At 66.4% G+C, this 26,153-nt stretch carries 24 protein-coding genes and 1 pseudogene; 7 read left to right on the top strand and 18 right to left on the bottom strand.

Annotated features, from left to right (window positions below; translation table 11 throughout):
- Positions 1 to 231 precede the first annotated feature (231 nt).
- Positions 232 to 1,059, top strand: coding sequence for an aldo/keto reductase (locus G7026_RS15515; RefSeq protein ID WP_181071825.1), 828 nt, complete (start codon positions 232 to 234; stop codon positions 1,057 to 1,059).
- 26 nt (positions 1,060 to 1,085) lie between these two features.
- A complete protein-coding gene (locus G7026_RS15510) occupies positions 1,086 to 2,066 on the top strand; it encodes an aldo/keto reductase (protein ID WP_181071824.1) in 981 nt (326 codons plus the stop codon).
- A 64-nt stretch (positions 2,067 to 2,130) separates the two neighbouring features.
- On the opposite strand, the gene katE is transcribed toward G7026_RS15510, so the two are convergent.
- On the bottom strand, positions 2,131 to 4,275 hold the full coding sequence (gene katE, locus G7026_RS15505) for a catalase HPII (RefSeq protein ID WP_181071823.1): 2,145 nt from the start codon (positions 4,273 to 4,275) through the stop codon (positions 2,131 to 2,133).
- 329 nt (positions 4,276 to 4,604) lie between these two features.
- Here katE and G7026_RS15500 point away from each other — a divergent pair, with 329 nt between their 5' ends.
- Genes G7026_RS15500 through G7026_RS15490 form a run of 3 tightly spaced genes read left to right on the top strand, consistent with a single transcriptional unit; the run spans position 4,605 to position 7,119 of the window.
- On the top strand, positions 4,605 to 5,612 hold the full coding sequence (locus G7026_RS15500) for a methionine ABC transporter ATP-binding protein (protein WP_181071822.1): 1,008 nt from the start codon (positions 4,605 to 4,607) through the stop codon (positions 5,610 to 5,612).
- Positions 5,612 to 6,289, top strand: a complete 678-nt coding sequence (locus G7026_RS15495; RefSeq protein WP_178079068.1) for a methionine ABC transporter permease — start codon at positions 5,612 to 5,614, stop codon at positions 6,287 to 6,289. Before G7026_RS15500 ends, G7026_RS15495 begins: the two co-directional genes overlap by 1 nt.
- Positions 6,290 to 6,345: 56 nt before the next feature.
- Complete coding sequence (locus G7026_RS15490; protein WP_181071821.1) at positions 6,346 to 7,119, top strand: MetQ/NlpA family ABC transporter substrate-binding protein; 774 nt, start codon at positions 6,346 to 6,348, stop codon at positions 7,117 to 7,119.
- 65 nt (positions 7,120 to 7,184) lie between these two features.
- Here G7026_RS15490 and G7026_RS15485 read toward each other — a convergent pair whose 3' ends face one another.
- From G7026_RS15485 to G7026_RS15470, 4 genes are read right to left on the bottom strand one after another with little or no spacing between them, the layout of a single operon-like run.
- Positions 7,185 to 7,952, bottom strand: a complete 768-nt coding sequence (locus G7026_RS15485; RefSeq protein WP_181071820.1) for a heme ABC transporter ATP-binding protein — start codon at positions 7,950 to 7,952, stop codon at positions 7,185 to 7,187.
- Positions 7,952 to 8,989: a FecCD family ABC transporter permease gene (locus G7026_RS15480; protein WP_258190304.1), complete on the bottom strand. Its 1,038-nt coding sequence runs from the start codon at positions 8,987 to 8,989 to the stop codon at positions 7,952 to 7,954. Before G7026_RS15480 ends, G7026_RS15485 begins: the two co-directional genes overlap by 1 nt.
- Positions 8,986 to 9,873 carry a heme/hemin ABC transporter substrate-binding protein gene (locus G7026_RS15475; RefSeq protein WP_375138209.1) on the bottom strand — a complete coding sequence of 296 codons (888 nt, stop codon included), beginning with the start codon at positions 9,871 to 9,873 and terminating at the stop codon, positions 8,986 to 8,988. The genes G7026_RS15480 and G7026_RS15475 overlap by 4 nt, the downstream gene beginning before the upstream one ends.
- The gene (locus G7026_RS15470) at positions 9,870 to 10,928 is read right to left on the bottom strand and encodes a hemin-degrading factor (protein WP_181071818.1); all 1,059 of its coding nucleotides are present in this window, start codon (positions 10,926 to 10,928) and stop codon (positions 9,870 to 9,872) included. Before G7026_RS15470 ends, G7026_RS15475 begins: the two co-directional genes overlap by 4 nt.
- A 157-nt stretch (positions 10,929 to 11,085) precedes the next feature.
- Between G7026_RS15470 and G7026_RS15465 the strand changes: the two genes are divergently transcribed.
- On the top strand, positions 11,086 to 13,278 hold the full coding sequence (locus tag G7026_RS15465; protein ID WP_181071817.1) for a TonB-dependent hemoglobin/transferrin/lactoferrin family receptor: 2,193 nt from the start codon (positions 11,086 to 11,088) through the stop codon (positions 13,276 to 13,278).
- Positions 13,279 to 13,296: 18 nt separating this feature from the next.
- Here the strand turns inward: G7026_RS15465 and G7026_RS15460 are convergent, their stop codons facing one another.
- The 5 genes from G7026_RS15460 to G7026_RS15440 all read right to left on the bottom strand — a co-directional run bounded on the left by G7026_RS15460 (position 13,297) and on the right by G7026_RS15440 (position 17,297).
- Entirely contained in the window at positions 13,297 to 13,932 is a 636-nt protein-coding gene (locus G7026_RS15460; RefSeq protein ID WP_181071816.1) for an SCO family protein, read from the bottom strand.
- Positions 13,933 to 13,946: 14 nt separating this feature from the next.
- Positions 13,947 to 14,846: a heme o synthase gene (gene cyoE / locus G7026_RS15455; protein WP_181071815.1), complete on the bottom strand. Its 900-nt coding sequence runs from the start codon at positions 14,844 to 14,846 to the stop codon at positions 13,947 to 13,949.
- Positions 14,847 to 14,856: 10 nt separating this feature from the next.
- Positions 14,857 to 15,924 (bottom strand): COX15/CtaA family protein, encoded by a 1,068-nt coding sequence (locus G7026_RS15450; RefSeq protein WP_181071814.1) that lies wholly within the window; start codon positions 15,922 to 15,924, stop codon positions 14,857 to 14,859.
- Positions 15,925 to 16,009: 85 nt separating this feature from the next.
- Complete coding sequence (locus tag G7026_RS15445; protein WP_181072063.1) at positions 16,010 to 16,585, bottom strand: hypothetical protein; 576 nt, start codon at positions 16,583 to 16,585, stop codon at positions 16,010 to 16,012.
- Positions 16,560 to 17,297 (bottom strand): SURF1 family protein, encoded by a 738-nt coding sequence (locus tag G7026_RS15440; RefSeq protein ID WP_181072062.1) that lies wholly within the window; start codon positions 17,295 to 17,297, stop codon positions 16,560 to 16,562. The genes G7026_RS15445 and G7026_RS15440 overlap by 26 nt, the downstream gene beginning before the upstream one ends.
- Before the next feature lie 70 nt (positions 17,298 to 17,367).
- Here G7026_RS15440 and G7026_RS15435 point away from each other — a divergent pair, with 70 nt between their 5' ends.
- A complete protein-coding gene (locus G7026_RS15435; protein WP_138407900.1) occupies positions 17,368 to 17,553 on the top strand; it encodes a twin transmembrane helix small protein in 186 nt (61 codons plus the stop codon).
- Between the two features lie 12 nt (positions 17,554 to 17,565).
- Here the strand turns inward: G7026_RS15435 and G7026_RS15430 are convergent, their stop codons facing one another.
- From G7026_RS15430 to G7026_RS15395, 8 genes and pseudogenes are all read right to left on the bottom strand, one after another.
- Positions 17,566 to 18,462 carry a cytochrome c oxidase subunit 3 gene (locus tag G7026_RS15430; protein ID WP_181071813.1) on the bottom strand — a complete coding sequence of 299 codons (897 nt, stop codon included), beginning with the start codon at positions 18,460 to 18,462 and terminating at the stop codon, positions 17,566 to 17,568.
- 10 nt (positions 18,463 to 18,472) lie between these two features.
- On the bottom strand, positions 18,473 to 19,024 hold the full coding sequence (locus G7026_RS15425) for a cytochrome c oxidase assembly protein (protein ID WP_181071812.1): 552 nt from the start codon (positions 19,022 to 19,024) through the stop codon (positions 18,473 to 18,475).
- Between the two features lie 148 nt (positions 19,025 to 19,172).
- A complete protein-coding gene (gene ctaD / locus G7026_RS15420) occupies positions 19,173 to 20,810 on the bottom strand; it encodes a cytochrome c oxidase subunit I (protein WP_181071811.1) in 1,638 nt (545 codons plus the stop codon).
- A 13-nt stretch (positions 20,811 to 20,823) separates the two neighbouring features.
- Positions 20,824 to 21,957 (bottom strand): cytochrome c oxidase subunit II, encoded by a 1,134-nt coding sequence (gene coxB, locus G7026_RS15415; protein WP_181071810.1) that lies wholly within the window; start codon positions 21,955 to 21,957, stop codon positions 20,824 to 20,826.
- A gap of 437 nt (positions 21,958 to 22,394) precedes the next feature.
- The gene (locus tag G7026_RS15410) at positions 22,395 to 22,661 is read right to left on the bottom strand and encodes a hypothetical protein (RefSeq protein WP_181071809.1); all 267 of its coding nucleotides are present in this window, start codon (positions 22,659 to 22,661) and stop codon (positions 22,395 to 22,397) included.
- Positions 22,662 to 22,713: 52 nt separating this feature from the next.
- Complete coding sequence (locus tag G7026_RS15405) at positions 22,714 to 24,246, bottom strand: SulP family inorganic anion transporter (RefSeq protein WP_181071808.1); 1,533 nt, start codon at positions 24,244 to 24,246, stop codon at positions 22,714 to 22,716.
- A gap of 75 nt (positions 24,247 to 24,321) precedes the next feature.
- Positions 24,322 to 25,053 (bottom strand): carbonic anhydrase, encoded by a 732-nt coding sequence (locus G7026_RS15400; RefSeq protein WP_181071807.1) that lies wholly within the window; start codon positions 25,051 to 25,053, stop codon positions 24,322 to 24,324.
- Between the two features lie 142 nt (positions 25,054 to 25,195).
- Positions 25,196 to 26,026, bottom strand: a pseudogene (locus G7026_RS15395) (PA0069 family radical SAM protein); the annotation flags it as partial.
- Positions 26,027 to 26,153: the final 127 nt, after the last annotated feature.

Genomic DNA, 26,153 nt, shown 5'->3' with positions numbered 1-26,153 from the left:
GTGCCAGCATCCCAAGCCCTGCGCGCCGAGCCAGACGCTCCAGCCCCGGTTGATCCTCACCATGCCAGTCGCCAGGTTGATCATAAGGCGCATGATTCCTCTGGATGGGTGAGCGATACCCTCTCTGAACCCCTAATCCAGAGTGATCTAAACAGAATCGACGCTGGCTCGATGAGTGCTTGGCGCCCCGGCGAGGTCAGATACCGACAGACCCGACATTGAGGATGACCCATGAGCAGCGTCCCGCGCCTGACCCTGAACGACGGCAACGCCATCCCGCAGTTCGGCCTCGGCACCTGCCAGATCACCGACGACCGTGCCGCGGCGGTCGTCCGGGAGGCTGTCGGCCTGGGTTACCGGCACCTGGACACGGCGACCATCTACTACAACGAGCGCGGCGTCGGCGAGGGGATCGCCCGCTGCGGGGTGCCGCGCGAGGAACTGTTCGTCACCACCAAGCTGTGGAACCTCGACCAGGGGTACGACGAGGCGCTGCGCGCCTTCGATGCCAGCCTCGAGCGCCTCGGCCTGGGCTACGTGGACCTGTACCTGATCCACTGGCCCTGCCCCGCCAGGAACCGCTTCGTCGACAGCTGGAAGGCCCTGATCGCCCTGCGCGAGCAGGGCCGGGCACGCTCGATCGGCGTCTCTAACTTCCAGATCCCGCACCTGCAGCGACTGATCAACGAAACCGGCGTGACCCCGGCGATCAACCAGGTCGAGCTGCATCCCTTCATGCAGCAGGCCGAACTGCGCCGGTTCCACGAATCCCAGGGCATCGTCACCGAGTCCTGGAGCCCGCTGGCACGGGGCGGTGACTACCTGCAGGAGCCGTTGCTTGTGGAGCTGGCCGGGAAGCACGGCAAGACCGCCGCGCAGATCATCCTGCGCTGGCACATCGATAACGGGCTGGTGGTGTTTCCCAAGTCCGAATCGCCGCAGCGGCTGGCCGAGAACCTGGCGATCTTCGATTTTCGGCTGGACGCCGAGGACCTCGAGCGGATGCGCGGCCTGGAGCGCAACCTGCGCACCGGCGAACATCCCGACGCAACCAACTAGGGCCGCCGCGCCCAGGAGGACTCACCATGCAATACCGCAAACTGGGCCGCACCGGCCTGAGCGTCTCGCGGCTGTGCCTGGGCTGCATGACCTACGGCATCCCTGAGCGCGGCAAGCACCCGTGGACGCTGGCCGAAGACCAGAGCCGGCCGCTGATCCGCCGAGCGGTGGAGCTGGGCATCAACTTCTTCGACACGGCCAACAGCTACTCGGACGGTACCAGCGAGGAAATCGTCGGACGCGCGCTGAAGGATTTCGCCCGCCGCGACGAGATCGTGCTGGCGACCAAGGTGCACTTCCCGCTGCGCGACCGCCCCAATATCGGCGGACTGTCGCGCAAGGCGATCTTCAACGCCATCGATGAAAGCCTGCAGCGGCTGGGCACCGACTATGTCGACCTCTACCAGATCCACCGCTGGGACTACGGCACGCCCCTGGAAGAAACCCTCGAGGCGCTGCACGACGTGGTCAAGGCCGGCAAGGCGCGCTACATCGGCGCCTCGTCGATGTATGCCTGGCAGTTCGCCAAGGCGCTGTTCACCGCCGAACGCCACGGCTGGACCCGCTTCGTCAGCATGCAGAACCACCTGAACCTGCTCAACCGCGAAGAGGAGCGGGAGATGCTACCGCTGTGCCGCGACCAGGGCATCGGCGTGATTCCCTGGAGCCCGCTGGCCCGCGGACGGCTGACCCGCGATCCGGACGCCGGCAGTCGCCGCAGCGAAACCGACGACTTCGGCAAGACGCTCTACACCGCCGCCACCGAGGCCGATCGTCAGGTGATCGGGGCGGTCGGCGAGGTCGCTCGCGGTCGCGGCATCCCCCGCGCCCAGGTGGCACTGGCCTGGCTGGCGCAGAAGGACGGGGTGACCGCGCCTATCGTCGGCGCCTCGAAGCCCGAGCACCTGGACGATGCCATCGCCGCCCTGGGACTGAACCTCGACGCCGAAGAAATCGCCCGCCTCGAAGCGCCCTACGTGCCGCACCCGGTGGTCGGCTTCAACTGATCACCAGGCATGAAAAACCCGGCCGGGGCGGGATCGCCAGGGCCGGGGCGGGATCGCCGAAGCGTCAGGCCGGAATCGCCTTCGCCAGCGGCTCGCGAGCCCAGATACGGTGCTGCGCCAGCGCCTTGGCAAAGCTGTCGAACACCGGCCCGACATCGCCATCGGCACCGCCGATCAGGCCCTCGTCGGTCTGCAACCGCAGGCTGGCGACCAGCCGCTGGGCATCGCCCAGGGCGGCGATCGGTTTGAGGTGCTTGTAGGCTTCGAGCACGTAATGCAGCGCATCGCCCATCTCGCCGAGGGTCTGCACCGAAGCCACGCCGCCTGGGATGAAGACCCCGTCGAAGACAACCGACGGCATGCCGTCGAACGGCGCATCGACCATCAACACCTGGCCGTCGGCGGCGGTGACCGGCGCGGGTGACGGACCGATGAGCTTGGCCATCGCGCCTTCGGCTTCGAGCTTCTTCTGGAACGCCTGCACCGCGGCGGCATCCACGCCATCGGCGATCAGGATCGCCACCTTGCGCGACTTGATCCCACCAGGCAGGTGGTTCACCAGGCTCAGCGCCGGCGAGGACTCGAGGCTCAGGGGCTTCTTCTCCACGGTCGGCGCCGTCGGCGGCGTCAGACCCAGGTTCTTCGCGACGCGCGCGGCCAGTTCCAGGTCGATGTTGGCGAGGATCTGGTTGACCTGGCGCTCGCGGATGAAGATGCGCTCCACCTTGCCCAGCTCGAAGGTGTAGGCGCCGATGATGTGCTCCTTCTCCGGCGCGCTCATGCTGTTCCAGAACAGCGTGGCCTGGGAGAAGTGATCGCCGAACGACGGGCTGCGATCACGGATCTTGTGCCCTTCGATGCGCTCGGGATAGCTCTCGAAACCGCCACCGCTGGCCGCCGGCGGGGTCTCCTTTGGCCAACCGTTGTCCACCGAGTTGGGCTCGTAATTGGCGCGGCCCCTGTTGATGGTCTGGCGGTGGAAGGCGTCGCGCTGATTGTTGTGCACGGGCGCCACCGGGCGGTTGATCGGGATCTCGTGGAAGTTCGGCCCGCCCAGTCGCAGCAACTGGGTGTCGGTGTAGGAGAACAGCCGGCCCTGCAGCAGCGGATCGTTGGTGAAGTCGATGCCGGGCACGATGTGGCCAATGTGGAAGGCGACCTGCTCGGTCTCGGCGAAGAAGTTGTCCGGGTTGCGGTTCAAGGTCATCTTGCCGAGCTTCTGCACCGGCACCAGCTCCTCGGGGATGATCTTGGTGGCATCGAGCAGGTCGAAGTCGAAGCTGTGTTCGTCCGCCTCCTCGACCACCTGCACCCCCAGCTCCCACTCGAAGTAGTCGCCCATCTCGATGGACTCCCACAGGTCGCGGCGGTTGAAATCCGGGTCCTTGCCGGCGAGTTTGAGCGTCTCGTCCCAAACCAGCGAGTAGGCGCCGGCGAGCGGCTTCCAGTGGAATTTGACGAAGCGGCTGACGCCCTCGGCATTGATCAGGCGGAAGGTGTGCACGCCAAAGCCTTCCATCGAGCGGTAGCTGCGCGGAATGCCCCGGTCGGACATGGCCCAGAGCACCATGTGGGCCGATTCGGGCACCAGCGAGACGAAATCCCAAAAGGAGTCGTGGGCCGATTGCGCCTGGGGAATCTCGTTGTGCGGCTCGGGTTTGACCGCATGGACGAAGTCGGGAAACTTGATCGCGTCCTGGATGAAGAACACCGGTATGTTGTTGCCGACCAGGTCGAAGTTGCCCTCGTCGGTGTAGAACTTGGTGGCGAACCCGCGCACGTCGCGCACGGTGTCGGCCGAGCCGCGCGAGCCCTGGACCGTGGAGAATCGCACGAACACCGGCGTTTCCTTGCCCTCGGCGGCAAGGAACGAGGCCTTGGTCAGCCAGCTGTGGTCGCCGTAGCTCTGGAACATGCCATGGGCCGCGGCGCCACGGGCATGGACGATCCGCTCGGGAATGCGCTCATGGTCGAAGTGGGTGATCTTCTCGCGCATGATGAAGTCTTCGAGCAGCGAGGGCCCGCGGCTGGCGGGCTTCAAGGTGTTCTGGTTGTCGGCGATCCTGACGCCCTGGTTGGTCGTCAGCGCCTGCCCGGTGGCATCGGAACGGTGGGTTTCCAGCGCATCGAGCTTGGCGTTGTGGTTGCGGCGGTCGACGGTGTCGGTACCGGCCAATTCGCTTGGGATGGGGTTTTTCGAATCGCTCATGACGGGCCTCGGCTAGCGGTGTGCTTACGGGCCGCTGAAATAATGCAGGTCAGGTCGGTTGACGGCTGCAGCCGTGCGGGCGCCCTGTTTCAACGACGTGTCGACGACTGGGGCAGCGCGGCTCGGTGCTGAGCGCTTCGTATGTCCAGGCGTACCGTAAAAAGGACAGGACTCGTGAGATATCGTTGCGCGCCGCAACGATAAAGCCCGCCTATGTGATCGATAGCCGTCTCCTATCCTGTCGCAACCCGTGGGGTGCCCCTCGCAAAACAGGTAGAATGGCCCGCTTTGCCAGTATCGGCCTACGTCCGCACCCACAAGGTCCGCCCGTGATCGAATTCCACCACGTCCACAAAACCTACCGGGTCGAGGGGCGCGAGATCCCCGCGCTACAGCCGACCCAGCTGGAGATCGCCGCCGGCGAAGTGTTCGGCCTGATCGGCCACTCCGGCGCCGGCAAGAGCACCCTGCTGCGCCTGATCAATCGCCTGGAGGAACCCTCCGGCGGCCGCATCCTGGTCGAGGGCGAAGACGTCACCGCCCTGGACGCCAACGGCCTGCGCCGCTTTCGCCAGCGCGTCGGAATGATCTTCCAGCACTTCAACCTGCTCAGTTCCAAGACTGTCGCCGATAACGTCGCCATGCCCCTGCGCCTGGCGGGTGGGCATTCGTCCGCCGAGATCGAGGCGCGGGTCGCCGCCCTGCTCGAGCGGGTCGGTCTCAAGGACCATGCGCGCAAATACCCGGCGCAGCTCTCCGGCGGGCAGAAGCAGCGGGTCGGCATCGCCCGCGCGTTGGCCACCGAACCGAGCATCCTGCTCTGCGACGAGGCCACCAGCGCGCTGGACCCGCAGACCACCGGCCAGGTGTTGCAGCTACTCGCCGAGATCAACCGCGAGCTGAAGCTGACCATCGTGCTGATTACCCACGAGATGGACGTGATCCGCCGCGTCTGCGACCGCGTTGCCGTCATGGATGCCGGGCAGATCGTCGAACAGGGTCCGGTCGCCGAGGTGTTCCTGCATCCGCAGCACCCCACTACGCGGCGCTTCGTCCAGGAAGACGAGCAGGTCGACGAAGACGCGCAGCACGACGACTTCGCCCATGTGCCCGGGCGCATCCTGCGCCTGACCTTCCAGGGCGAGGCCACCTACGCGCCGCTGCTAGGCCAGGTGGCGCGGGAAACCGGGGTCGACTACAGCATCCTCGCCGGACGCATCGACCGAATCAAGGACACACCCTATGGCCAGCTGACCCTGGCGCTGATCGGCGGTGACCTGCAGGCCGCCATGAGCCGGCTCGAAGCGGCCGACGTGCATGTGGAGGTACTGCGCTGATGGACGAGCTGTTCGCCACCCTGTTCGCCAACGTCGACTGGTACGAGATCTGGCAGGCCAGCCTCGACACCCTCGCCATGCTTGGCGGTTCGCTGCTGTTCACCGTGCTGCTCGGCCTGCCCCTGGGCGTGCTGCTGTTCCTCACCGGCCCGCGGCAGATGTTCGAGCAGCGCGCCTTCTACGGATTCGTGTCGCTGCTGGTCAACATCCTGCGCTCGGTGCCCTTCGTCATCCTGCTGATCGTGATGATTCCCTTTACCGTGGTCATCACCGGCACCTCGCTCGGGGTGGCCGGCGCGATTCCGCCACTGGTCGTGGGCGCCACGCCGTTCTTCGCCCGGCTCGTGGAAACCGCACTGCGCGAGGTGGACCGAGGGATCATCGAGGCGACCCAGGCGATGGGTGCCAGCACCCGCCAGATCATCACCAGCGCCTTGCTACCCGAGGCGCTGCCGGGCATAGTCGCGGCCATCACCGTCACTGCCATCACCCTGGTTTCCTACACCGCCATGTCCGGCCTGATCGGCGGCGGCGGGCTGGGGGATCTGGCGGTGCGCTACGGATACCAGCGCTACCAGCCGGACGTGATGGTCGTGACCGTCGTCCTCCTGCTGGTGCTCGTTCAGATCCTGCAAACCGTCGGCGACAAGCTGGTGGTACATTTCTCGCGCAAATGAACGCAAGGGGCAGGCGCATGAGCGCCGCCTCGATCATCCAAAAAGGAGTTGAACTGATGAAGAAGCTATTCGCCGCTGTCGCGGCCTTCGCGGCGCTGTCCGCCCATGCCACCGAGCAACTGAGCGTCGCCGCCACCGCCGTGCCGCACGCCGAGATCCTCGAATTCGTCAAACCAGTACTGGCCGAGCAGGGCGTGGAGCTCAACGTCAAGGTCTTCACCGATTACGTGCAGCCCAACGTACAAGTCGCCGAGAAACGCCTGGACGCCAACTTCTTCCAGCATCAGCCCTATCTCGACGAGTTCAACAAGAGCCGTCGCACCGACCTGGTGAGCGTCGCCGGTGTGCACGTCGAGCCTTTCGGCGCCTACTCCAGCAAGCACAAGTCGCTGGACGATCTGCCCAACGGCGCCACCGTGGTGATCCCCAACGACGCCACCAACGGCGGCCGCGCCCTGCTGCTGCTGGCCAAGGCCGGCGTGATCAGCCTCAAAGACGGCGCCGGCATCACCGCCACGCCGAAGGACATCGCCGAAAACCCGAAGAACATCAAGATCCGCGAGCTGGAAGCCGCCACCCTGCCGCGTGTGCTGACCCAGGTCGACCTGGCGCTGATCAACACCAACTATGCGCTGGAAGCCAAGCTCAACCCCACCGAAGACGCCCTGTTCATCGAAGGCAGCGACTCGCCCTACGTGAACATCCTGGTTTCGCGCAGCGACAACAAGGACAGCGAAGCCATGCAGAAGCTCGCCGCCGCGCTGCATAGCGAGCAGGTCCGTCAGTTCATCGAAGAAAAGTACAAGGGCGCCGTGGTCCCGGCGTTCTGATCGCCTGACAGCCTCCCAAAAACCCCGCTCCGGCGGGGTTTTTCATTTCTACCCCAGCTCGGAACTCAGCGCACCACCACCAGCGGATGGCCCCGCTCCGGATGGCGCTGCACCAGCACGTCCAGGCCGAACACCTCGCGCAGCGGCTGCGGCTGCAGGACTTCCTCGACCGAACCCTGCAGATGCGCATGCCCCTCGTGCAGGAGCAGCAGGCGATCGCAGTAGCGCGCCGCCAGGTTGAGGTCGTGGAGGATCACCAGTACCGCTGCACCGCGCTCGGCAAAACCGCGCACCGCCTGCAGGGTGCTGTGCTGATGCAGCGGGTCGAGGGCCGCGGTGGGCTCGTCGAGCAGCAGCACCCGCCCCTCGGCGCCGGGCCAGAGTTGGGCCAGGACCCGCGCCAGGTGCACGCGCTGGCGCTCGCCGCCGGACAGGGCCAGGTAGCTGCGATCCTGGAGATGCGACGCATCGGCCGCGGCCAAAGCCTGGTCGACGATGCGCAAGTCCGCCGCACGGCCTTCGCCATGGGGCAGCCGGCCCATGGCGACCACCTCTTCCACGCGAAAGCCGAAGTTCAGGCTGGACTGCTGCGGCAGCACGGCCAGTCGCTGCGCTCGCTCGCGTGAGGGCCACTGCGCCAGCGGTCGATCGGCCAGCAGAACCTGTCCTGCGCTGACTTCCAACTCGCCGCTGAGGGCACCGAGCAGCGTGCTCTTGCCCGCACCGTTCGGCCCGAGCACGCCGAAGATCTCCCCGGCGCGCAGCTGCAGGTCGACTCCCTGCAGAACGCTACGCGTGCCACGCCGTACGTCGAGGTTCTCTGCCTTGAGCATCAGCTGCGGCCTCGCACCAGCAAGAACAGGAAAAACGGCGCACCGAGCAGCGCAGTGACGATGCCGATCGGCAATTCGGCAGGCGCCAGCAGCAGGCGCGCCAGCAGGTCGGCCAACAGCAGCAGGCTGGCGCCGGCCAGCGCCGCGGCGGGCAACAGCACGCGATGGTCCGGCCCGCTGAGCAGGCGAATCAGGTGCGGCACCACCAGCCCGATGAAGCCGATCAGCCCCGCCGCCGCCACGGCCGCACCGACACCCAGGGCGGTGAGAAACACCAGCTCGCGCTTGAGCCGCTCCACCGAAAAACCAAGATGCCGCGCCTCGGATTCGCCCAGCAGCAAGGCGTTGAGCGCGGCCGCGCGGCGCGGCAACCACAGCGCCACCGCCGCGGCGATGACCAGCAAGGGCCAAAGCCGGGCGTAACTCGCGCCATTGAGGCTGCCCAGGTTCCAGAAGGTCAGGGTACGCAGGGTGGCGTCGTCGGCGAGGTAGGTGAACAGGCCGATGGCGGCGCCGGCCAGGGCGGTCAGCGCGATGCCGGCGAGCAGCATGGTGGCGACACTGGTCTGGCCATCGCGGCGGCCCAGGCGATAGACCGTGGCGGTGACCACCAGCCCGCCGGCGAAGGCGCTCGCGGACAGCAGATAGGGCTCGAACGCCGCCGGCAGGCCACCCAGCGCGGAGCCGAAGACGATCGCAACCGCTGCACCGAGGGCGGCACCGCTGGAAACGCCGATCAGACCCGGGTCGGCCAGCGGGTTGCGGAACAACCCCTGCATCGCCACCCCGGTCAGCGCCAACACCGCGCCCACGGCGAGCCCTAACAGGGTGCGTGGCAAACGGATCTGCCCGAGGATGAGCTCGGCCTGCGCCAACTGGGGATGGGAGTCGCCCAGCCCCGCCAGGCTGAGTACGGCACGCCAGGTATCGCCCGCCGCGAGGCTCACCGGCCCCAGCGCCAGCGATAGCCAGATGGAAAGCAGCAACAGCACCGCCAGCAGCGCGAACAGCAGACGCGGGGGCAAAACGCGGGTCATCGGGATATGTCGGTAAGGGCCTGCGCGTGAGGATAAAAGGCTGTGGACAGCGCCGCCAGCTCGGCGGGCAAACGCGGCCCGAGGCCACCGACCAGCAAGGTCGGGTCGAGGCTGTAGATCCGCGACTCGCGCACGGCGCGCAACGAGGCCAGCGCCGGATGCCGGGCGAGCAGCGCATCGCGCATCGCAGCACCCTCGAGGCTGCGATCGGTGATGATCAGCACATCGGGGTCGAGCGCGGTCAGGGTCTCGCTGGAAAGGGCCTTGAAGCCGCCGTGGCCCGCCAGGTTGCGCCCACCGGCCTGTCCGATCAGCCAGTCGGCGCTGGTGCCCTGGCCGGCCGCCAGCAGATTGCCGCCGCCCTGGCCGAACAGCAGCAACACGCCGGGCGGCTCCTGCGACGCTTGCGCGGAAGAAATCCACTCGGCCTGGCGCGTCAGGCGCTGCCGGTACTCGCCGAGCAACCGCGTGGCACGTGCCGGTTCGCCGAGCAGGCGCCCAAGCTGTTCAAGGGTGCTCGACAGGGTAGCCAGATCCGGCTCCGCCGAAAGCGTCAGCACCTGCACGCCCGCCCCGCGCAGTTGCTCGAGCACCGTGGGTGGGCCCATTTCCTCGCTGCCGACGAGCACTTCCGGGCGCAGCGCGAGGATGCCCTCCGCGGCGAGCTGGCGCTGGTAACCGATGCTCGGTAGCGCCTGCACCGAGGCCGGATGCTGGCTGGTGGTGTCGACACCCACCAGCCTGGGCTCGCCACCGAGGGCCACCACCCATTCGGTCAGCGAGCCACCGGCGCTGACCCAACGCTGGGGCAACGGCTCGCCGTGAGCCGAAACGCTGCAAACCAGTCCCAGCAGGACGCCCCCTAGACAGGCACGCATGCTCAAGCCTCCACGGCGGCTGGCGCCTCGGCCAGCGCGCGCCAGTCGTCCCGCTCGGGAATCCCCGGCTTGCGCGCGCCGAACAGCTGCACGACCAGCTCGCCCTGGGCGTCGAAGGCTTCCCAGCTGGTGATGACACCGTCGCTGCTCGGCTTGCGGACTCGCCACAGCTCGGTCACGCCGCGCACGTCCAGATGCAGATTGAAATCGGGGTCGAGCACGTTGAACCAGTGGTCCATCCAGCGAAGGCTGTTTACCGGGCCGGTGTGGATCTGGATGCAGTGACGGTTGCCGACGAACACCATGATCGGCACCTGTACCGTCGCGGCGCGCTCGAACAGCATCGGCAGCTCGGTCAGCGGCAGGCGCTCGGCCCAGTCCCGCCCGGCGAGCCGCAGCGCCTGGGTGCGCTGCACGCCGTGCTTCTTCAGCAGGGCGAAGAAGTGGTGGGTGTCCTTGAGTTCGGACCAGCCCAGGCGCAGCACGTCGACATCGATGGCCTCGTCGGGGCGGGCGGCGGGTGCCGGCTCGCGCGGATGCAGGTCGAGGGGCATGCCTTGGTCAGGCTCGGCGAAGCGCTCGGTCAGCGCAGCCCAGGCGTCCAGGTCGCTGTCTTCGGTGAGGTAGACCTTGTGCACCGCGACGCCCTGGCGGTCGAACACCTGGAGGCTGCGCTGCATCCCGCGCGGAGTCTGCTCGCTCACGGCGAAAGCGCTGCTCCAGCCGGCGAGGAACAGCCGCAGGTCGATGTCGGGCGACACCACCAGGCCCATCTGCCCGCCGCCACCGATGGTGACCTCGCGGTAGACACCCTTGCGCTCGTGCACGCAATGCTCGTTGCGGGTCAGCGCCATGATCCGGCCCAGCGGCTCGAGCTCTGGGAGCAGTTCGCGCCAGTTCGGCTGCAGGCGGACGGCATCGACACCCAGGCGGCTGGCCACCAGTTCGGCCTCGCTGACGCCCAGTGTCGCGGCCGCATCGCGTGCTCGTATTGCCGGCTGCGCCTGACGCAGCGCCTGCCAGTTCTGGTACAGCGCGGAAGGAGAGGCGGTGAGTGACATCTCTTGAGCTTCCTTGAAAGAGAAAGGGGATGGCCCGGCGGCGGGCCGAGGTGGCCCAGCTTACAAGCAATTAACTCTCATTATCAAATGAGAATGATTTACATCCGACGAATTGCGGCCTAGGATCTGCTCCGCCCATCTGCACAGGAATGCACCCATGAAGCCCACGCCTCGCCCTTCCCTTGCTTCCAGCCTCGCGTTCTTGGCCTTGGCGCCAACGGTGACGCTCGCCGAGCCCATGCAGTTGCCGAGCACCACCGTCAGCGCGACGCGCACCCAGGCCTCGGTCGATGAAGTTCCGGCCAGCGTCTCGGTCATCGAGCGTCAGGCGCTCGACCAGCGCAACGTCAACACCATCAAGGATCTGGTCCGCGACCAACCCGGCGCCTCGGTGTCCGGCACCGGGCACGCGTCGGGCATCAGCGGCTACAACATCCGCGGTATAGACGGCAATCGCGTGCTGACCCAGATCGACGGCGTCGAGGTGCCCGACGCCTACGCCTTCGGCCCCTACGCCAACACCCGGCGCAACTACGTCGACCCGGAGATCATCCGCGCGGTCGAAATCCTCCACGGCCCCGCCTCGGCGTTGTACGGCAGCAACGCCATCGGCGGCGCCGTCAGTTACTTCACCCTCGATCCGTCCGACGTCATCAAGCCGGGCCAGGACCTCGGCGCGCGCCTGAAAACTGGCTACAGCTCGGCCGACAGGAGCTGGCTGGGCTCGGCCACCGTGGCCGGTCGCCAGGATGCGTTCGAGGGGCTGCTGCACTACAGCAGGCGCAGCGGGGATGAAACCGAGACCCGGGGCAATGTCGGCGGCACCGGTACCGGCCGCAGCGAGGCCAACCCCGAGGACAACGAGGCCTACAACGTGCTGGCCAAGCTCGGCTACCGCTATGGCGAGGCGAACGCGCTCAAGCTGACCTACGAGCATTACCGCGCGCGCATGGACGGCGACATCCTGAGTTCGCCGAACGCCCTGTTCGGCTTCCCGACCCGGGCTTACCTCGGCCGCAACGTGGTCAACGAAATCGAACGCGAACGCTACAGCCTGGAGAATCGCCTGGCGCTCGACTCGTCGCTGGTCGACACCTGGACCGCGCGGCTGAGCTACCAGAACGCCGGCACCGACGAGCGCACCTACCAGCCCAACAGCGCCACCAGCCGCTATCGCAAGACCACCTATCAGGAACAGAGCTGGAAACTCGATAACCAGTTCGACAAGGCCTTCGAGATCGGCTCGACCGCACACCTGCTGACCTACGGTTTGAGCTACGAACACAGCGACGTCACCGGCCTGCGCACCGGCACCAACACCACGCTATATGCCAGCGACTTCCCCGATCCTACCGTGCAGACCTGGGGCTTGTTCGTTCAGAACAGCATCGAATACGGGCGCTGGACCTTCCTGCCGGGGCTGCGTTACGACCACGAGACGCTGGACCCGAAGGCAACCGCGGCCTACCTGTCCACGGTCAGCGCCGACGAGATCGACCTGGACGAAAAGACTTGGCACCGCGTCTCGCCCAAGCTCGGCATCACCTACACCCTGAGCGACCAGTACAACGTCTATGGCCAATACGCCGAAGGCTTCCGAACGCCCACGGCCAAGGCGCTGTACGGCAATTTCACCAACGACAGCGGCGGCTACCAGGTCATCGGCAACTCGAACCTCGACCCGGAAACCAGCAAGGGCATCGAAGTGGGCTTGCGCGGGCGCTTCGACCATGGCCGCTTCGGCCTGGCGGCCTTCTACAACCGCTACCGCGACTTCATCGAAGAGGATGCGCTGGGCGGCGGCGGCAGCTACACCACCTTCCAGTCCACCAACATCGACAAGGCGGTCATCCGCGGCGCCGAGGCCGAGGGACGGCTCGAACTGGGCGGGTTCGGCCTGCCGGCGGGACTCTATACCCAGGGTTCCGTCGCCTATGCCTGGGGCGAGAACCGCGACAGCGGCCGACCGATCAACAGCGTCAACCCGCTCACCGGCGTGTTCGGCGTCGGCTACGACCAGGCCGAGGGCACCTATGGCGCCCTGCTCAACTGGACGCTGGTGCGACGCAAGACCCGGGTCGACGACACCACCTACAACGCCGCAGACGGCACCACGCAGTTCCACACCCCCGGTTTCGGCGTGGTCGACCTGACCGGCTACTACCGCATCACGCCTGACATCACGCTCAACGCCGGGCTCTATAACCTGGCCGACAAGAAATACTGGCTGTGGGATGACGTGCGCGGCTACGACAGCACCGGGGAGGCGGGTTTCCTCGCGCCGGCCAACCTCGACCGTCTGACCCAGCCGGGGCGCAACGCGTCGGTGAATGTCGTCTGGTCGATCTGACCGGCCGCTCTAAGCGCGCTAGCCGTCGCGCCCGATCAGCTTCGGCAGCTGCTCGGCCAGCTTGTCGGTCTTGAGCGGCGCCCGGATAAAGCCGTGCTGGCTGCCATCGGGACCGATCAGAGCGAGGTTGCCGCTGTGATCGACCGTGTAGTTCTCCGTCGAGGTGTCGGCCGGAATGAAGGGAATACCCACGGCATCGGCCAGCGTCTGGATTCCCTCCATCGGCCCGGTCAGGCCCTTGAAGCCCGCGCCGAAAAAGCCCAGGTACTGCTTCAACTGCTCAGGCGTGTCGCGGTGCGGGTCGACGGTCACCAGGATCGGCTGCACCCGGTCGCGCAGCGCTTCGGGCAGCCCGCTGCGGAGCTGGCGCAGCTCGGCCAGGGTGGCCGGGCAGATATCCGGGCAGAAGGTGTAGCCGAAGAACAGCAGCGTCCAGCGGCCCTCGAGCTGGTCGAGCCGCACCGGTTGGCCGTTCTCGTCGGTGAGGCTCAGGTCCGGCATGGGCCGCGTTTGCGGCAGGAGCACGATACCGGCGTCGAGCAGCGCCGCCGGGTTGGCCTGAACGCTGCTGTTGAGCACCCGGTTCACAGTCAGCCCGACGATCAGGGCGACCACGGCGACGAGCACCACTACGGTTTTTTGAATGCGGGTCATCGAGAGCCTGTGGGTCAGAGGGCAAGCATCAGATAGTGATCGACCAGCAGCGCGATGAACAGCAGGAACAAGTAGTAGATGCTGAACTTGAAAGTGCTGATCGCCGCATGCGGCCGGCTTTCCCGGTACAGCGCGATGGTCCAGTAGAGAAAGCGCGCGCCCAGCAGGGTCGCGGCCGCCAGGTACAGCCACCCGCTCATGTGGATGGCGAAGGGCATGAAGCTCACCGCCAGCAGCATTGCGGTATAGAGCAGGATGTGCACCTTGGTGTACTGCACGCCGTGGGTCACCGGCAGCATCGGCACGTCGGCTTCGGCGTATTCGGCCTTGCGGTGAATCGCCAGCGCCCAGAAGTGCGGCGGCGTCCAGGCGAAGATGATCAGCACCAGCAGCAGCGGTTCGGCCGTTATATGGCCGGTGACCGCCACCCAGCCGAGCAGCGGCGGTGCCGCGCCGGCCAGCCCGCCAATGACGATGTTCTGCGGTGTCGCGCGCTTGAGAAATCCGGTGTAGATCACCGCGTAGCCGACCAGCGAGGCCAGTGTCAGCCAGGCCGCCAACGCGTTGGTGAAGGTCAGCATCAGCGCCATGCCCGCCGCGCTCAACACCAGTGCGAACAGCAGCGCCGGCACCGGGCCAACCCTGCCCTCGGCCAGCGGGCGACGATGGGTGCGGGCCATCACCGCGTCGATGCGCCGATCCACCACGTGGTTCACCGCCGCCGCCCCGCCGGCACACAGGGCGATACCGAGGTTGCCGAACAGCAGCACCGTCCAGGGCACGCCCGAACGCGTGGCGAGGAACATCCCGACCAGCGAGGTGATCAGCATCAGCACCACCACCTTCGGCTTGGTCAGCTCCAGGTAGTCGCGCCAGCCGGCACTGGCCGGTCGTTCTCTGACTAGCGTGGCCATGGTGTTCTCCTTATGGGGTGCGTTGGGGCAAAGGGAATGGGCGCGTCGGGACGTAATGCGCGCGGGCTTGCGCGGGCGCGGCCTCAGGCTGGCTGGCGCGCAGCGGCCGCAGCCGGTAGTTGACCAGTACCAGCACCAGTAGCAGCGCGGCGCCGCCACCGTTGTGGCCCACCGCGACCGCCAGCGGCAGGTGGAACAGGACGTTGCTGATGCCGAGGGTCACCTGCACGGCGAGCGCCGCGACCAGCAGAGCGGCCAGCCGGCCGAGCCCCTGGCGCCAGAGCAGGGCGGCGAGCGTCAGCAGCACCAGGGTCAGAGTCAGCGCGCCGAGGCGGTGGGACATGTGGATAGCGGTACGGGCCTCGTTGTAGAGCATCCCGCCGAGGTAGTTGGGGCCGATGTGCTGGGTCAGGTGGAAGCCGTTGGCGAAGTCCATATCCGGCCACCACTCACCGTGGCAGGTCGGCAGGTCGACGCAGGCCACGGCCGCGTAGTTGGCGCTGACCCAGCCGCCGAGGGCGATCTGGCCGATCACCAACAGCAGCGCGACCGCGGCGAAGGCCCGCAGCCGGCGCGACAGTCCCGGCAGCGGTGCCAGCCCGCCGGACAGACGTAAACAGAGCAGGAACAGCAAGCTCAGCGTGGCGAAACCGCCCAACAGATGCGCGGTGACCACCTGTGGCCAGAGCTGCAGGGTGACCGTCCACATGCCGAAGATCGCCTGCGCGATAACCACCGCGAGCACCAGCAGCGGCAGCCGGACGGGTTGGCCTGGAGTATGGCGTCGACGCACCGCCTGCACCGCGAGGCCGAGGATGACCAGCCCCAGCGCGCCGGCGAAGTAGCGGTGGATCATCTCGTTCCAGCCCTTGTGCACTTCCAGCGGCGCGTCGGGGAAGCGTTCGGCGGCCAGGGTCTGTTTGTGCTCGCTCATCGGTACGCCGAGAAAACCGTAGCAGCCCGGCCAGTCCGGGCAGCCGAGACCGGCGTGGGTCAGCCGCGTGTAGGCACCGAGCAGGACCACCACGACGGTGAGCGCAGTGGCGAGCAGGGCAAGACGGTATCCGGGTCTGGCCATCGGGTTCTCCTGGCAGGTCCCGCTTAGGCAGCGACCCGCTTTGGTAATTCCAATTTCTGCTTAGCAGCGAGATTTTCTAAACGTTTCAGCCTATCTGCGAGATCTTCATCAGGTAGCGCAGGTCCTCCAGAATCGCCTTGCCGGGCGTCCTGGCGTCGTAACGCAGGACCAGATTGCCGTGCGGGTCGACGATCCACAGCTGCGGCTCGGCCGGCGCCGTGCCGCTGCGTTGATAAACCTTCGAATCGAGCGGGTAACGCTTGAGCTGCGGGTACTCGGCCGCCAGTTTCTCCTCGTAGACGCTATCCAGCGGCTCGGCGAGCGCCAGCGCATGGCCCGCCCGAGTGACCTCGCGCCCCAGCCCCACGTGGATCTGGCGCGCCAGATAGACCAGCTGTCGGCATGCCTCGGCGCAGCCGGCCGGCGCGGTGACCAGCAGTTGCCAGTGCGGGTCGGCCGGCGCCTGGATGCCCAGTTCCGCGCGGCCCTGCCCATTGCCGATCAGCACGCCGTCGAAGGTGCGCGTCTGTGGCACCCAGAAGCCGAAGCGGTACATGCTCGAAGCCAGCAGCATCGGCCCCAGCACCACCGCTATGATCGCCAGCAATTGCCAGCGCCCGCGGCTTCGGCGGCGATCAGGGGGCGCGACGGTCGGATTCATGGCGGTCATGGCGGTCTCCCTTGGCCTGGTGCAGGCCGAAATAGACGAACAGGGCGATGAGGGCCGCGGCCAGCGCGAACCACTGCACCGCATAGCCGACGTGTTGCTGCGGAAGCATGGTGGTCACCGGCCAGTCCACCCGGTACGCGCCAGACCCCGGCTCCAGGCGGACCTCGTAGCCGAGCCCGTCGCGCTGCAGCACAGCCCACAGTTCATTCACATCGACATGGTTGAGCAGCCGCGGCCAGCCTTCGGCGGGCCTGCGGTTGAGCACGAACGGCTTGCCCGAGGGGGCATAGACCCAGGCCGTGACCTTCAGCGGTAGATCCGGCGTATCGAACACCGGCGGTATCCGCCGATCGGGCCAGGGCAGCCAGCCGCGGTTGACCATCACCCAGCGGCCGCTGGGCTGGTCCTGAAACGGTTGCAGGAGCTCGACGCCCACCTGACCGTCGCGGGTACGGCTATCGAGCAGGAAGCTGTGCTCGGCATCGAACGAACCCTGCAGTTGGACTCGCACATAGGCCGGATTGTCGATCTGCTCCACCTGCTCCGGGCCGATCGGCTCGGCTTGCTGGCGGGCCTCCTGTCGCTCGAGCAGCGCGCGCTTCTGGTCGCCGCGCTCGAGCTGCCAGAAGCCCAGCCATAAGAGCCCCGGCAGCAGCATGATGACCACCAGCGTGGGCACCAGACCGGGCCGAAACCGCGCCAATCCACGTTTGGCTGGCTGTCGATTCGACTGGCTATACTGCACCGCACCTCCCCCTGTCGCTGAGTCGCTCATGCTCAAGATGGCAATTGCCCTGTCGTTAGTGGCCACGCTGGTCAGTCTGTTCAGTGGGTTGTTCTTTCTGGTCAAGGACGAGGGCAAGACCTCCCGCGTGGTGACCGCCCTCTTCGTCCGCGTCGCCCTCAGCGCGCTGACCATTGCCCTGATGGCCTGGGGGTTCCTCACTGGGCGGCTATGACCACCGCCCGTTTCAGGTGCCGAGCACGTAGACGAAGACGAACAGCGCGATCCACACCACGTCGACGAAGTGCCAGTACCAGGCCGCCGCCTCGAAGCCGAAATGCTGCTCGGCGTCGAAATGCCCGCGCATCACCCGCACCAGCATCACCGTGAGGATGATCGCGCCCATGGTCACGTGGGCACCGTGAAAGCCGGTCAGCATGAAGAAGGTCGCGCCGTAGATCCCCGAACCCAGGGTCAGGCCTAGCTCGGTGTAGGCGTGGATATATTCCTCGGCCTGCAGGATCAGGAAGATCGCCCCGAGCAGGATGGTCGCCGCCAGGCCGATCTTCAGGTGTTTGCGATGGCCCTTTTTCAGCGCATGGTGCGCCCAGGTCAGGGTGAAGCTGGAGGTCACCAGCAGCACGGTGTTAATAAGCGGTAGGCCCCAGGCGCCGATGACCCCGTTGGGTGCCGGGTAGAGTTTCGGGTCGGGGTTTTCCAGCAGCGGCCAGGTGTATTCGAAATTCGGCCAGAGCATGTTGCTGATGCCCTTCTCGCCCTCGCCACCCAGCCAGGGGCCGGTCCAATAGCGGATATAGAACAGCGTGCCGAACAGCGCCATGAACAGCATCAGCTCTGAGAAGATGAACCAGCTCATGCCCCAGCGGAACGAGCGATCCATCTGCGGGCTGTAGAGCCCGGCGCGGCTCTCGCGAATCACCGAGCCGAACCAGCCGTACATCATGTAGGCGATCAGCAGCGCGCCGATGAAGAAGATCATCGGCCCATTGGATTCATCGCGCCCGGCCTTGAGGTCGTTGAGCCAGCTGCCCAGACCGAACACCGTGGTCAGCAACCCGACGGTCGCGACGATCGGCCATTTGCTCTGCGCCGGGACGTAATAATTCTCGTGCGTGGTAGTCATGCTGGGCTCCTTAGCCACCCGTATGGGCAACCGGCGGCTGGCGGGACGTGATGTCGAACAGCGTGTAGGCCAGGGTCAGGTGGCGGACCTCGGCCGGCAGGCCGCGATCGACGATGAAGCGCACCGGCATTTCGATCCGCTCGCCGGGCTGCAGCACCTGCTGGGTAAAGCAGAAGCACTCGGTCTTGTGGAAATAGGCAGCGGCCTTGGATGGCGAAACGCTGGGTATCGCCTGGGCGGTCATCGGCTTGTCGGTGGGGTTGTAGGCGATGAAGCGCATCTCCTGGGAAGCACCCGGATGGACACTGACCTGGTCGGCCACCGGCTTGAACTCCCAGACCATGCCCGAGGCGTTGGTGGCGAGGAACTGCACCCGCACCTCGCGCGCCTCGTCGGCGGCCTGCGAACCGGTCCAGGCCGATCCGGACGTCTTGCCGTTGATGCCGAATGCCTGACACATCACGTCGTAGATCGGCACCAGCGCGAAGCCGAAACCGAACATCACGATCACCACCAAAACCAGGCGCAGCACCAGTTTGCGCAACGGTAGTTCAGCGTTCATCTATGACACCCTCCGATGAGGTGGATCGGATGGACCTGCGGTCGAAAAGCCCGCAGTCCACGGGAAGGCGCCGGGCTCCGCTTTCGTGGGAGCGATCTTGACCGCGAGGGGGCGACGCGGTCTCGCGCCTCTGCGCGCGGCTCGCGCTTCACGGCGTCAGCTCCCCACCAGTGCCCTTGCGGTGTTCATGCACGTCGGTCATGTCCGGCGGCACCTGGAAGGTGTGGTAAGGCGCGGGCGACGGCACCGACCATTCCAGCCCTTCGGCACCATCCCAGGGTTTAGCCGGAGCCGGCACGCCACCGCGAATGCACTTGATGACGATGAACAGGAACAACAGCTGCGTCGCGCCGAACATGAAGGCGCCGATGGACGAGATCATGTTGAAGTTGGCGAACATCATGTTGTAGTCGGGAATACGCCGCGGCATGCCGGCCAGCCCTACGAAGTGCATAGGGAAGAACGCCAGGTTCATGCCCACGAAGCTCATCCAGAAATGCAACTTGGCCAGGGTCTCGTCGTACATGTGCCCGGTCCACTTCGGCAGCCAGTAGTAGGCCGAGGCGAAGATGCCGAAGATCGCCCCCGGCACCAGCACGTAATGGAAGTGCGCCACCACGAAATAGGTGTCGTGGTACTGGAAGTCCGCCGGAGCGATGGCCAGCATCAGCCCGGAGAATCCGCCGATGGTGAAGAGGATGACGAAGGCCACGGCGAACAGCATCGGCGCCTCGAAGGTGAGCGAGCCGCGCCACATGGTCGAAACCCAGTTGAACACCTTCACCCCGGTGGGCACGGCAATGAGCATGGTCGCGTACATGAAGAACAGCTCGCCCACCAGCGGGATGCCGACGGTGAACATGTGGTGCGACCAGACGATGAACGAGAGGAAGGCGATGGCCCCGGTCGCATAGACCATCGAGGTGTAGCCGAACAGCGGCTTGCGGCTGAACGCCGGGATGATCGAGCTGACCGCGCCGAACGCCGGCAGGATCATGATGTACACCTCGGGGTGGCCGAAGAACCAGAACACGTGCTGGAACAGCACCGGATCGCCACCGCCCGCGGCGCTGAAGAAGCTGGTGCCGAAGTGGATGTCCATCAGCATCATGGTCACCACGCCCGCAAGCACCGGCATCACCGCGATCAACAGGAAGGCGGTGATCAGCCAGGTCCAGACGAACAGCGGCATCTTCATCAGGGTCATGCCGGGGGCACGCAGATTGAGGATGGTCGCGACCACGTTGATCGCCCCCATGATCGAGCTGATGCCCATCAGGTGGATCGCGAAGATGAAGAAGGTCACCGATTCGGGCGCATAGGTGGTCGACAGCGGCGCGTAGAACGTCCAGCCGAAGTTCGGCCCGCCACCTTCCATGAACAGCGTGCTGACCAGCAGCCCGAACGCGGCCGGCAGGAGCCAGAAGCTGAAGTTGTTCATCCGCGGCAGGGCCATGTCCGGCGCGCCGATCATCAGTGGGATCATCCAGTTGGCCAGGCCCACGAAGGCCGGCATCACCGCACCGAAGACCATGATCAGGCCATGCATGGTGGTCATCTGGTTGAAGAATTCCGGCTGCACGATCTGCAGACCCGGCTGGAACAGCTCGGCGCGGATCACCATCGCCATCGAGCCGCCGAGCAGGAAGGCGCAGAAGCTGAACCACAGGTACATCGAGCCGATGTCCTTGTGGTTGGTGGTCAACAGCCAGCGCGACAGGCCCTTGGCGGGGCCGTGGTGATGGTCGTGTCCGGCATGACCATGATCGTCGATCACTGCACTCATCTCGGCACTCCTCTTATTGGCTGGCTTCGTCGGCCTGTTTGAAGGCAAGCACATCCTTGGGCAGGACCATGTCGCCGACCTTGTTGCCCCAGGCGTTGCGCTCGTAGGTGATCACCGCGGCGATGTCGACTTCCGAGAGCTGGCCGCCGAAGGCCGGCATCGAAGTGCCGCGTTTGCCGTGGACGACGATGTCCAGATGGGCCTGGGCTTCACCCGTGGCGATCGGCGAGCCCTTGAGCGCCGGGAAGGTCGGCGGCATCCCTTCGCCACTGGCCTGGTGACAGGCGACGCAGTTGGTCTGGTAGACCTTCTCGCCGTGGGCCATCAGCTCCTCGAGGGTCCAGTCCTTGCTGGTCAGCTCCTTGATCCGCGCCGCCTCTTCCTTTTTCTCGCCGATCCAGGCGGCGTAGTCCTCGGCTGACTTGACCTCCACCACCACCGGCATGAAGCCGTGGTCCTTGCCACACAGCTCGGTGCATTGGCCGCGGTAGATGCCGGGGCGCTCGACGCGGGTCCAGGATTCGTTGACGAAGCCGGGAATGGCGTCCTTCTTCACGGCCAGGTCCGGCACCCACCAGGAGTGGATGACGTCGGCGGCGGTGATCAGAAAGCGCACCTTGGCGCCGGCCGGAATCACCAGCGGCTCGTCGACTTCCAGCAGGTAGTGCTCGCCCTTGGCCTCGCGGTTGTTGATCTGGTCGCGTGGGGTGGTCAGGTTGCTGAAGAACTCGACGTCCTCGCCCAGGTACTTGTAGTGCCACTTCCACTGGTAGCCGGTGACCTGGATGTCGACGTCCGACTCGCTGGTGTCGTAGATGTGCATCAACGTGCGCGTGGCTGGTATCGCCATGCCGACCAGAATCAGCAGCGGGATAATGGTCCAGAGCACCTCGACGCGGGTGTTTTCATGGAAGTGGGCCGGTTGATGGCCCTGGGAGCGCCGATGCATGAGCATCGACCAGAACATCGCGGCGAACACCAGCACGCCGATGACTACGCAAATCCAGAAGATGGTCATGTGAAGGTTGAAAACCGAATGGCTGACGTCCGTCACCCCGGTTCGCATATTCACATCCCAGGCCGCTTCGGCCAGGCCTGCGGCCGGCCACAGCCCGAGGCCCATCCAGACTCGTGGATGTCGCGTCATTGCGGGTTCCCCTTATGGTTATTGTTATCCCGCCGACTGGTTTACAGCCTCTGAAAACGATCGGTGCCCGCGCTGCCGCCGCCGCGCCGAAAGCGTCGCATCGCTTACTCCGTAAACGACGAATCGCCTTCGCGCACCTTGCCTGGCCGCTTACACGTGGACGCCCTGCGTTTCCCGAACAAAGCCTAAGCAAGGCCCGTCTGGCCACCCCCGATAAATCGGTCGCCAGACCCGTGCTGTCGCACCGTCGGAACTCAACTGGTCACGCCTTCGTTTCCGGAGTATAGACAGCGATGCGGCTCTGGCAATTTGACGCAACACTATCGCCCGACGCCGCGCCGTCCGAGGCGTTGCGCTAGCCGAGCGATGCCGGAGCGGGGGTTTTGGCAAGCGGCGGGACGCGCCGGAGGAGCCGGCGCGCGGTGACAGAACGTGGTTCAGGCCGTGCGTTGCGCCTCGGCCTGGCGGTCGTCGCGATCGTTCTTCTTCACGCCGCGGATGTTCATGACCGCCAGGCACACCTGCAGGGCGATCAGCGCCCAGGCACTGGCGTACAGCCCCCATACGACCCACAGCACGTTGCTCGCAAGAAAGCACCAGAATCCCACCGTACGGCGCCGCGGGTTGAGCGAGCCGATCAGCCAGGCGGCGGCGACCGTGATCAGCATCGCTGGCCACTGCAGCAGGTCGAGAAAAATATCCAAGCGTCCTCCGGATCGTGAGCAAACCTGGGTCTTGGGGGCCGGGCGGCAGGCTTTAGTTCCCCCCTGCCGTCGCCATCCCGACGCCCTGGCTACCCTGCCCCTCGACCCGTCGTTCGAGGTCGCGTGGCTCGATGATCAGCCGCCCGCCGCTGGCGCGGTTGGCGCGCTGCCATTCCTCGAGCAGCTCCATGCAGGCATGGTCGATGTAACCGAGGCGCTCGAGCGGCACGTGCAGCCGGGCATCTCGCGGCAGCGTCTCAAGGGTTTGCGCCAGCTGCGGCACCTTGAGGAAGGTAGCCGCGCCGTCCAGCTGCAGCTCCACGTCGCGGCCATCGCGACGCAGCGAGATGTCCAGCCGCGAAGCGCGCCAGGCGAGCTGCACCAGGGTCAGCGCAAAACCGAGCAACACGCCGGTGAGCAGATCGGTGGTGACGATCGCCAACGCCGTGGCCAGATAGATCAGTATCGCCATTCGGCCGTAGCGGCCGAGGTGACGCAGCGCCTTGAGGTCGACCAGCTTCAGGCCCGTGTAGACCAGCACGCCGGCCAGGCTCGCCACCGGTATCCGCTCGAGCAAGGCGCCCAGCAGGACGACCGCAGCGAGCAGCCAGACGGCGTGCAGCATCGCCGACAGGCGGGTTGCCGCACCGGCCTGGACATTGGCCGAGCTGCGCACGATCACCCCGGTCATCGGCAGCGCGCCGAGCACGCCGCAGAGCATGTTGCCGACACCCTGGGCGGACAGCTCGCGATCGAAGTCGGCGCGCGGCCCCTGGTGCATGCGGTCCACCGCCGCGGCGGACAACAGCGTCTCGGCACTGGCGATGAAGGCCACCGCCACGGCGGCCACCAGCAGATGCGGATCGGTCAGGGCGAGCAGGTCGTCCGGCCGTAGCCAGTCGATCGCCTCGCCAAGATTGGCTGGCACCTCGACTCGGCGCACCTCCAGGCCGAACCAGAGCCCGGCAAGGGTCGCCAGTCCCACACCGATCAAGGCGCCGGGCAGCAGCTTCAGGCGACGCGGGGCGAAACGGTCCCAGCTCCACATCACGGCGATGGTCAGCAGACCGAGCAGCGCCGCCTCCCTGCCGCTTCCTGAAAGCGACAAGGCCTCGCCCACCGCCGTCGGGAACGCGCCCAGGTTATCCAGGCCGGATGCCCGGGGCGTGGCGTCGAGCATCACGTGAATCTGCGACAGCACGATCAGCACGCCGATGCCGGCGAGCATCCCGTAGACCACCGCCGGTGCGGTGACGCGAAACCAGCAGCCCAGCCGCAGGCGCCCGGCCATCAACTGCAGCGCCCCGGCCAGCAGCAGGATCGGCCCGAGCATCGCCACACCGTGCCGCTGGACCAGCTCGAAGACCAGCACGGTGAGGCCCGCCGCCGGGCCGCTGACCTGTAGCGGCGCACCGGCCAGCCAGCCGACCACCAGCCCGCCGACGATACCGGTGATCAGACCCTTGGCCGGCGGCATGCCGGAGGCGATGGCGATACCCATGCACAGCGGCAGCGCCACCAGAAATACCACCAGCGATGCCAGCGCATCGCGCGGCAAGGTGGCTTTGAGCGATTGGATGGACATGAAGCGGTCTCTCCCTGGAGCAAAACACGAGGCAGCCGCAGCGCCGGCAGACGCGCGGCGTCGAGACAGGACGGATCAGGCCGGCTGGTAGCGCGGCCGCGGCGTGGCGACCGGCGCCGGGCCTTCGCCGTCGAGCGGCAGGAAGACGCCACGGCGCGCGTCATAGGCGCGAATGTCGCAGCTCTCGATGTCGTACACCCAGCCGTGAACGAACAACTGGCCGCTGGCAAGCCGCGCGGCGACCGAGGGATGGGTGCGCAGGTGATCGAGCTGGGCGACCACGTTCTCTTCGGTGAGCACGCCGAGGCCCTCGTGTCCGCTGCAGGCGCAGTTCTGCTCGACCACGGTCCGGGCGACTTCGCTGTGGCGCAGCCAGGCCTTGACCGTCGGCATGCGTTCGAGGGTCTGCGGATCGAGCACCGCCTTCATCGCCCCGCAATCGGAATGGCCGCAGACGATGATGTGCTGCACGCCGAGGGCCATCACCGCGTACTCGATCGCCGTGGACACCCCGCCGTTCATCTGCCCGTAGGGCGGCACCACGTTGCCGACGTTGCGGGTGACGAACAGGTCCCCCGGCGCGCTCTGGGTGATCAGTTCGGGGACGATTCGCGAATCGGCGCAGGTGATGAACATCGCCCGCGGCCGCTGGGCATTGGCCAGCCGACGAAACAACGCCTGCTGCGCGGGAAACACCTCCCGGCGAAAGCGACGAAAGCCCTCGACGACCTGGTTCAGCGCCTCGTCGGCGCTCGGCGTGACGGGCAGGTCTTCCGGGGTGCTGGCCGGTAGGGTGCAATCATTCATGCTCAAGCCTCCTGTGGTCGTGACCGACGGGTCACGTTCGCCACGAGGCTAGCCTCACAAACTTAAACGAACCTGAACGCGCCGCTCTGGCACGCGGCTTTCAGGCAGGCAATAGGCCATCCCTGCAATGCTCGGCGCCCGGTTAGATCAGGCTCAGCTGCTGTCCGGGCGGAGCGAACCGACTGCAATCGAGCCCGTAGTTGTCCTCGCGCCGGTTGTAGCCGAAGCGTTTGCAGGCGAGCTTGAAGCGCTGGGCGATCAGCTCGGCGAAGTGGCCCTCCCCGCGCATGCGGGTGCCGAAGCGGCTGTCGTAGTCCTTGCCACCACGAGACTGGCGCACCAGGCTCATCACATGGGCGGCCCGGTCCGGAAAGTGCTCACCGAGCCAGGCCTCGAACAGCGGCGCGACCTCATGGGGCAGGCGCAGCAGCACGTAGCCGGCCGAGCGCGCACCGGCCTCGCGCGCGGCTTCCAGCATCCGCTCCAGTTCCATGTCGTTGATCATCGGGATCATCGGCGCGCACATCACGCTGACCGGCACACCGGCCTCGTTCAATGTGCGCAGGGTACGCAGGCGCGCCGTCGGGGATGCCGCGCGCGGTTCCATGATGCGCTTGAGCTCGTCGTCAAGGGTGGTCAGGCTCAGGGATACGGTCACCAGCCGCTGCTCGGCCAGCGGCACCAAAAGGTCCAGATCGCGCAGCACCAGCGAACTCTTGGTGATGATGTGCAGCGGATGCTTGAAGCGCAGCAGGATCTCCAGCGCCTGGCGCGTGAGCCGCTGGTCGCGCTCGAGCGGCTGGTAGGCGTCGGTGTTGACCCCCAGCGCCAGGGGCTGCGGCACGTAGCCGGGCTTGGACAGCTCCTGCTCCAGGCGCTCGGCGAGGTTGGTCTTGGCGATCAGGCGGGTCTCGAAATCGATCCCCGGCGAGAGGTCCCAGTAGGCGTGGCTGGGTCGGGCGAAGCAGTAGATGCGACGTCTCCCCGTCTTCAGTAGCAGCTGGCTTTAGAGTCCTGGGTCAATGTAACGGCTTTCGAGGCCAGTTGCTCGGCATAGGCCGATGGGGTTAACCCACCAAGCCCTTTCTTCGGTCTCTCTT

This window comes from Stutzerimonas azotifigens (assembly GCF_013522725.1).
In the GTDB taxonomy this organism is placed as follows: Bacteria; Pseudomonadota; Gammaproteobacteria; order Pseudomonadales; family Pseudomonadaceae; genus Stutzerimonas; species Stutzerimonas azotifigens_A.
Note: the sequence above shows the minus strand (reverse complement) of the source record. Positions and strands in the feature narration are given on the sequence as shown.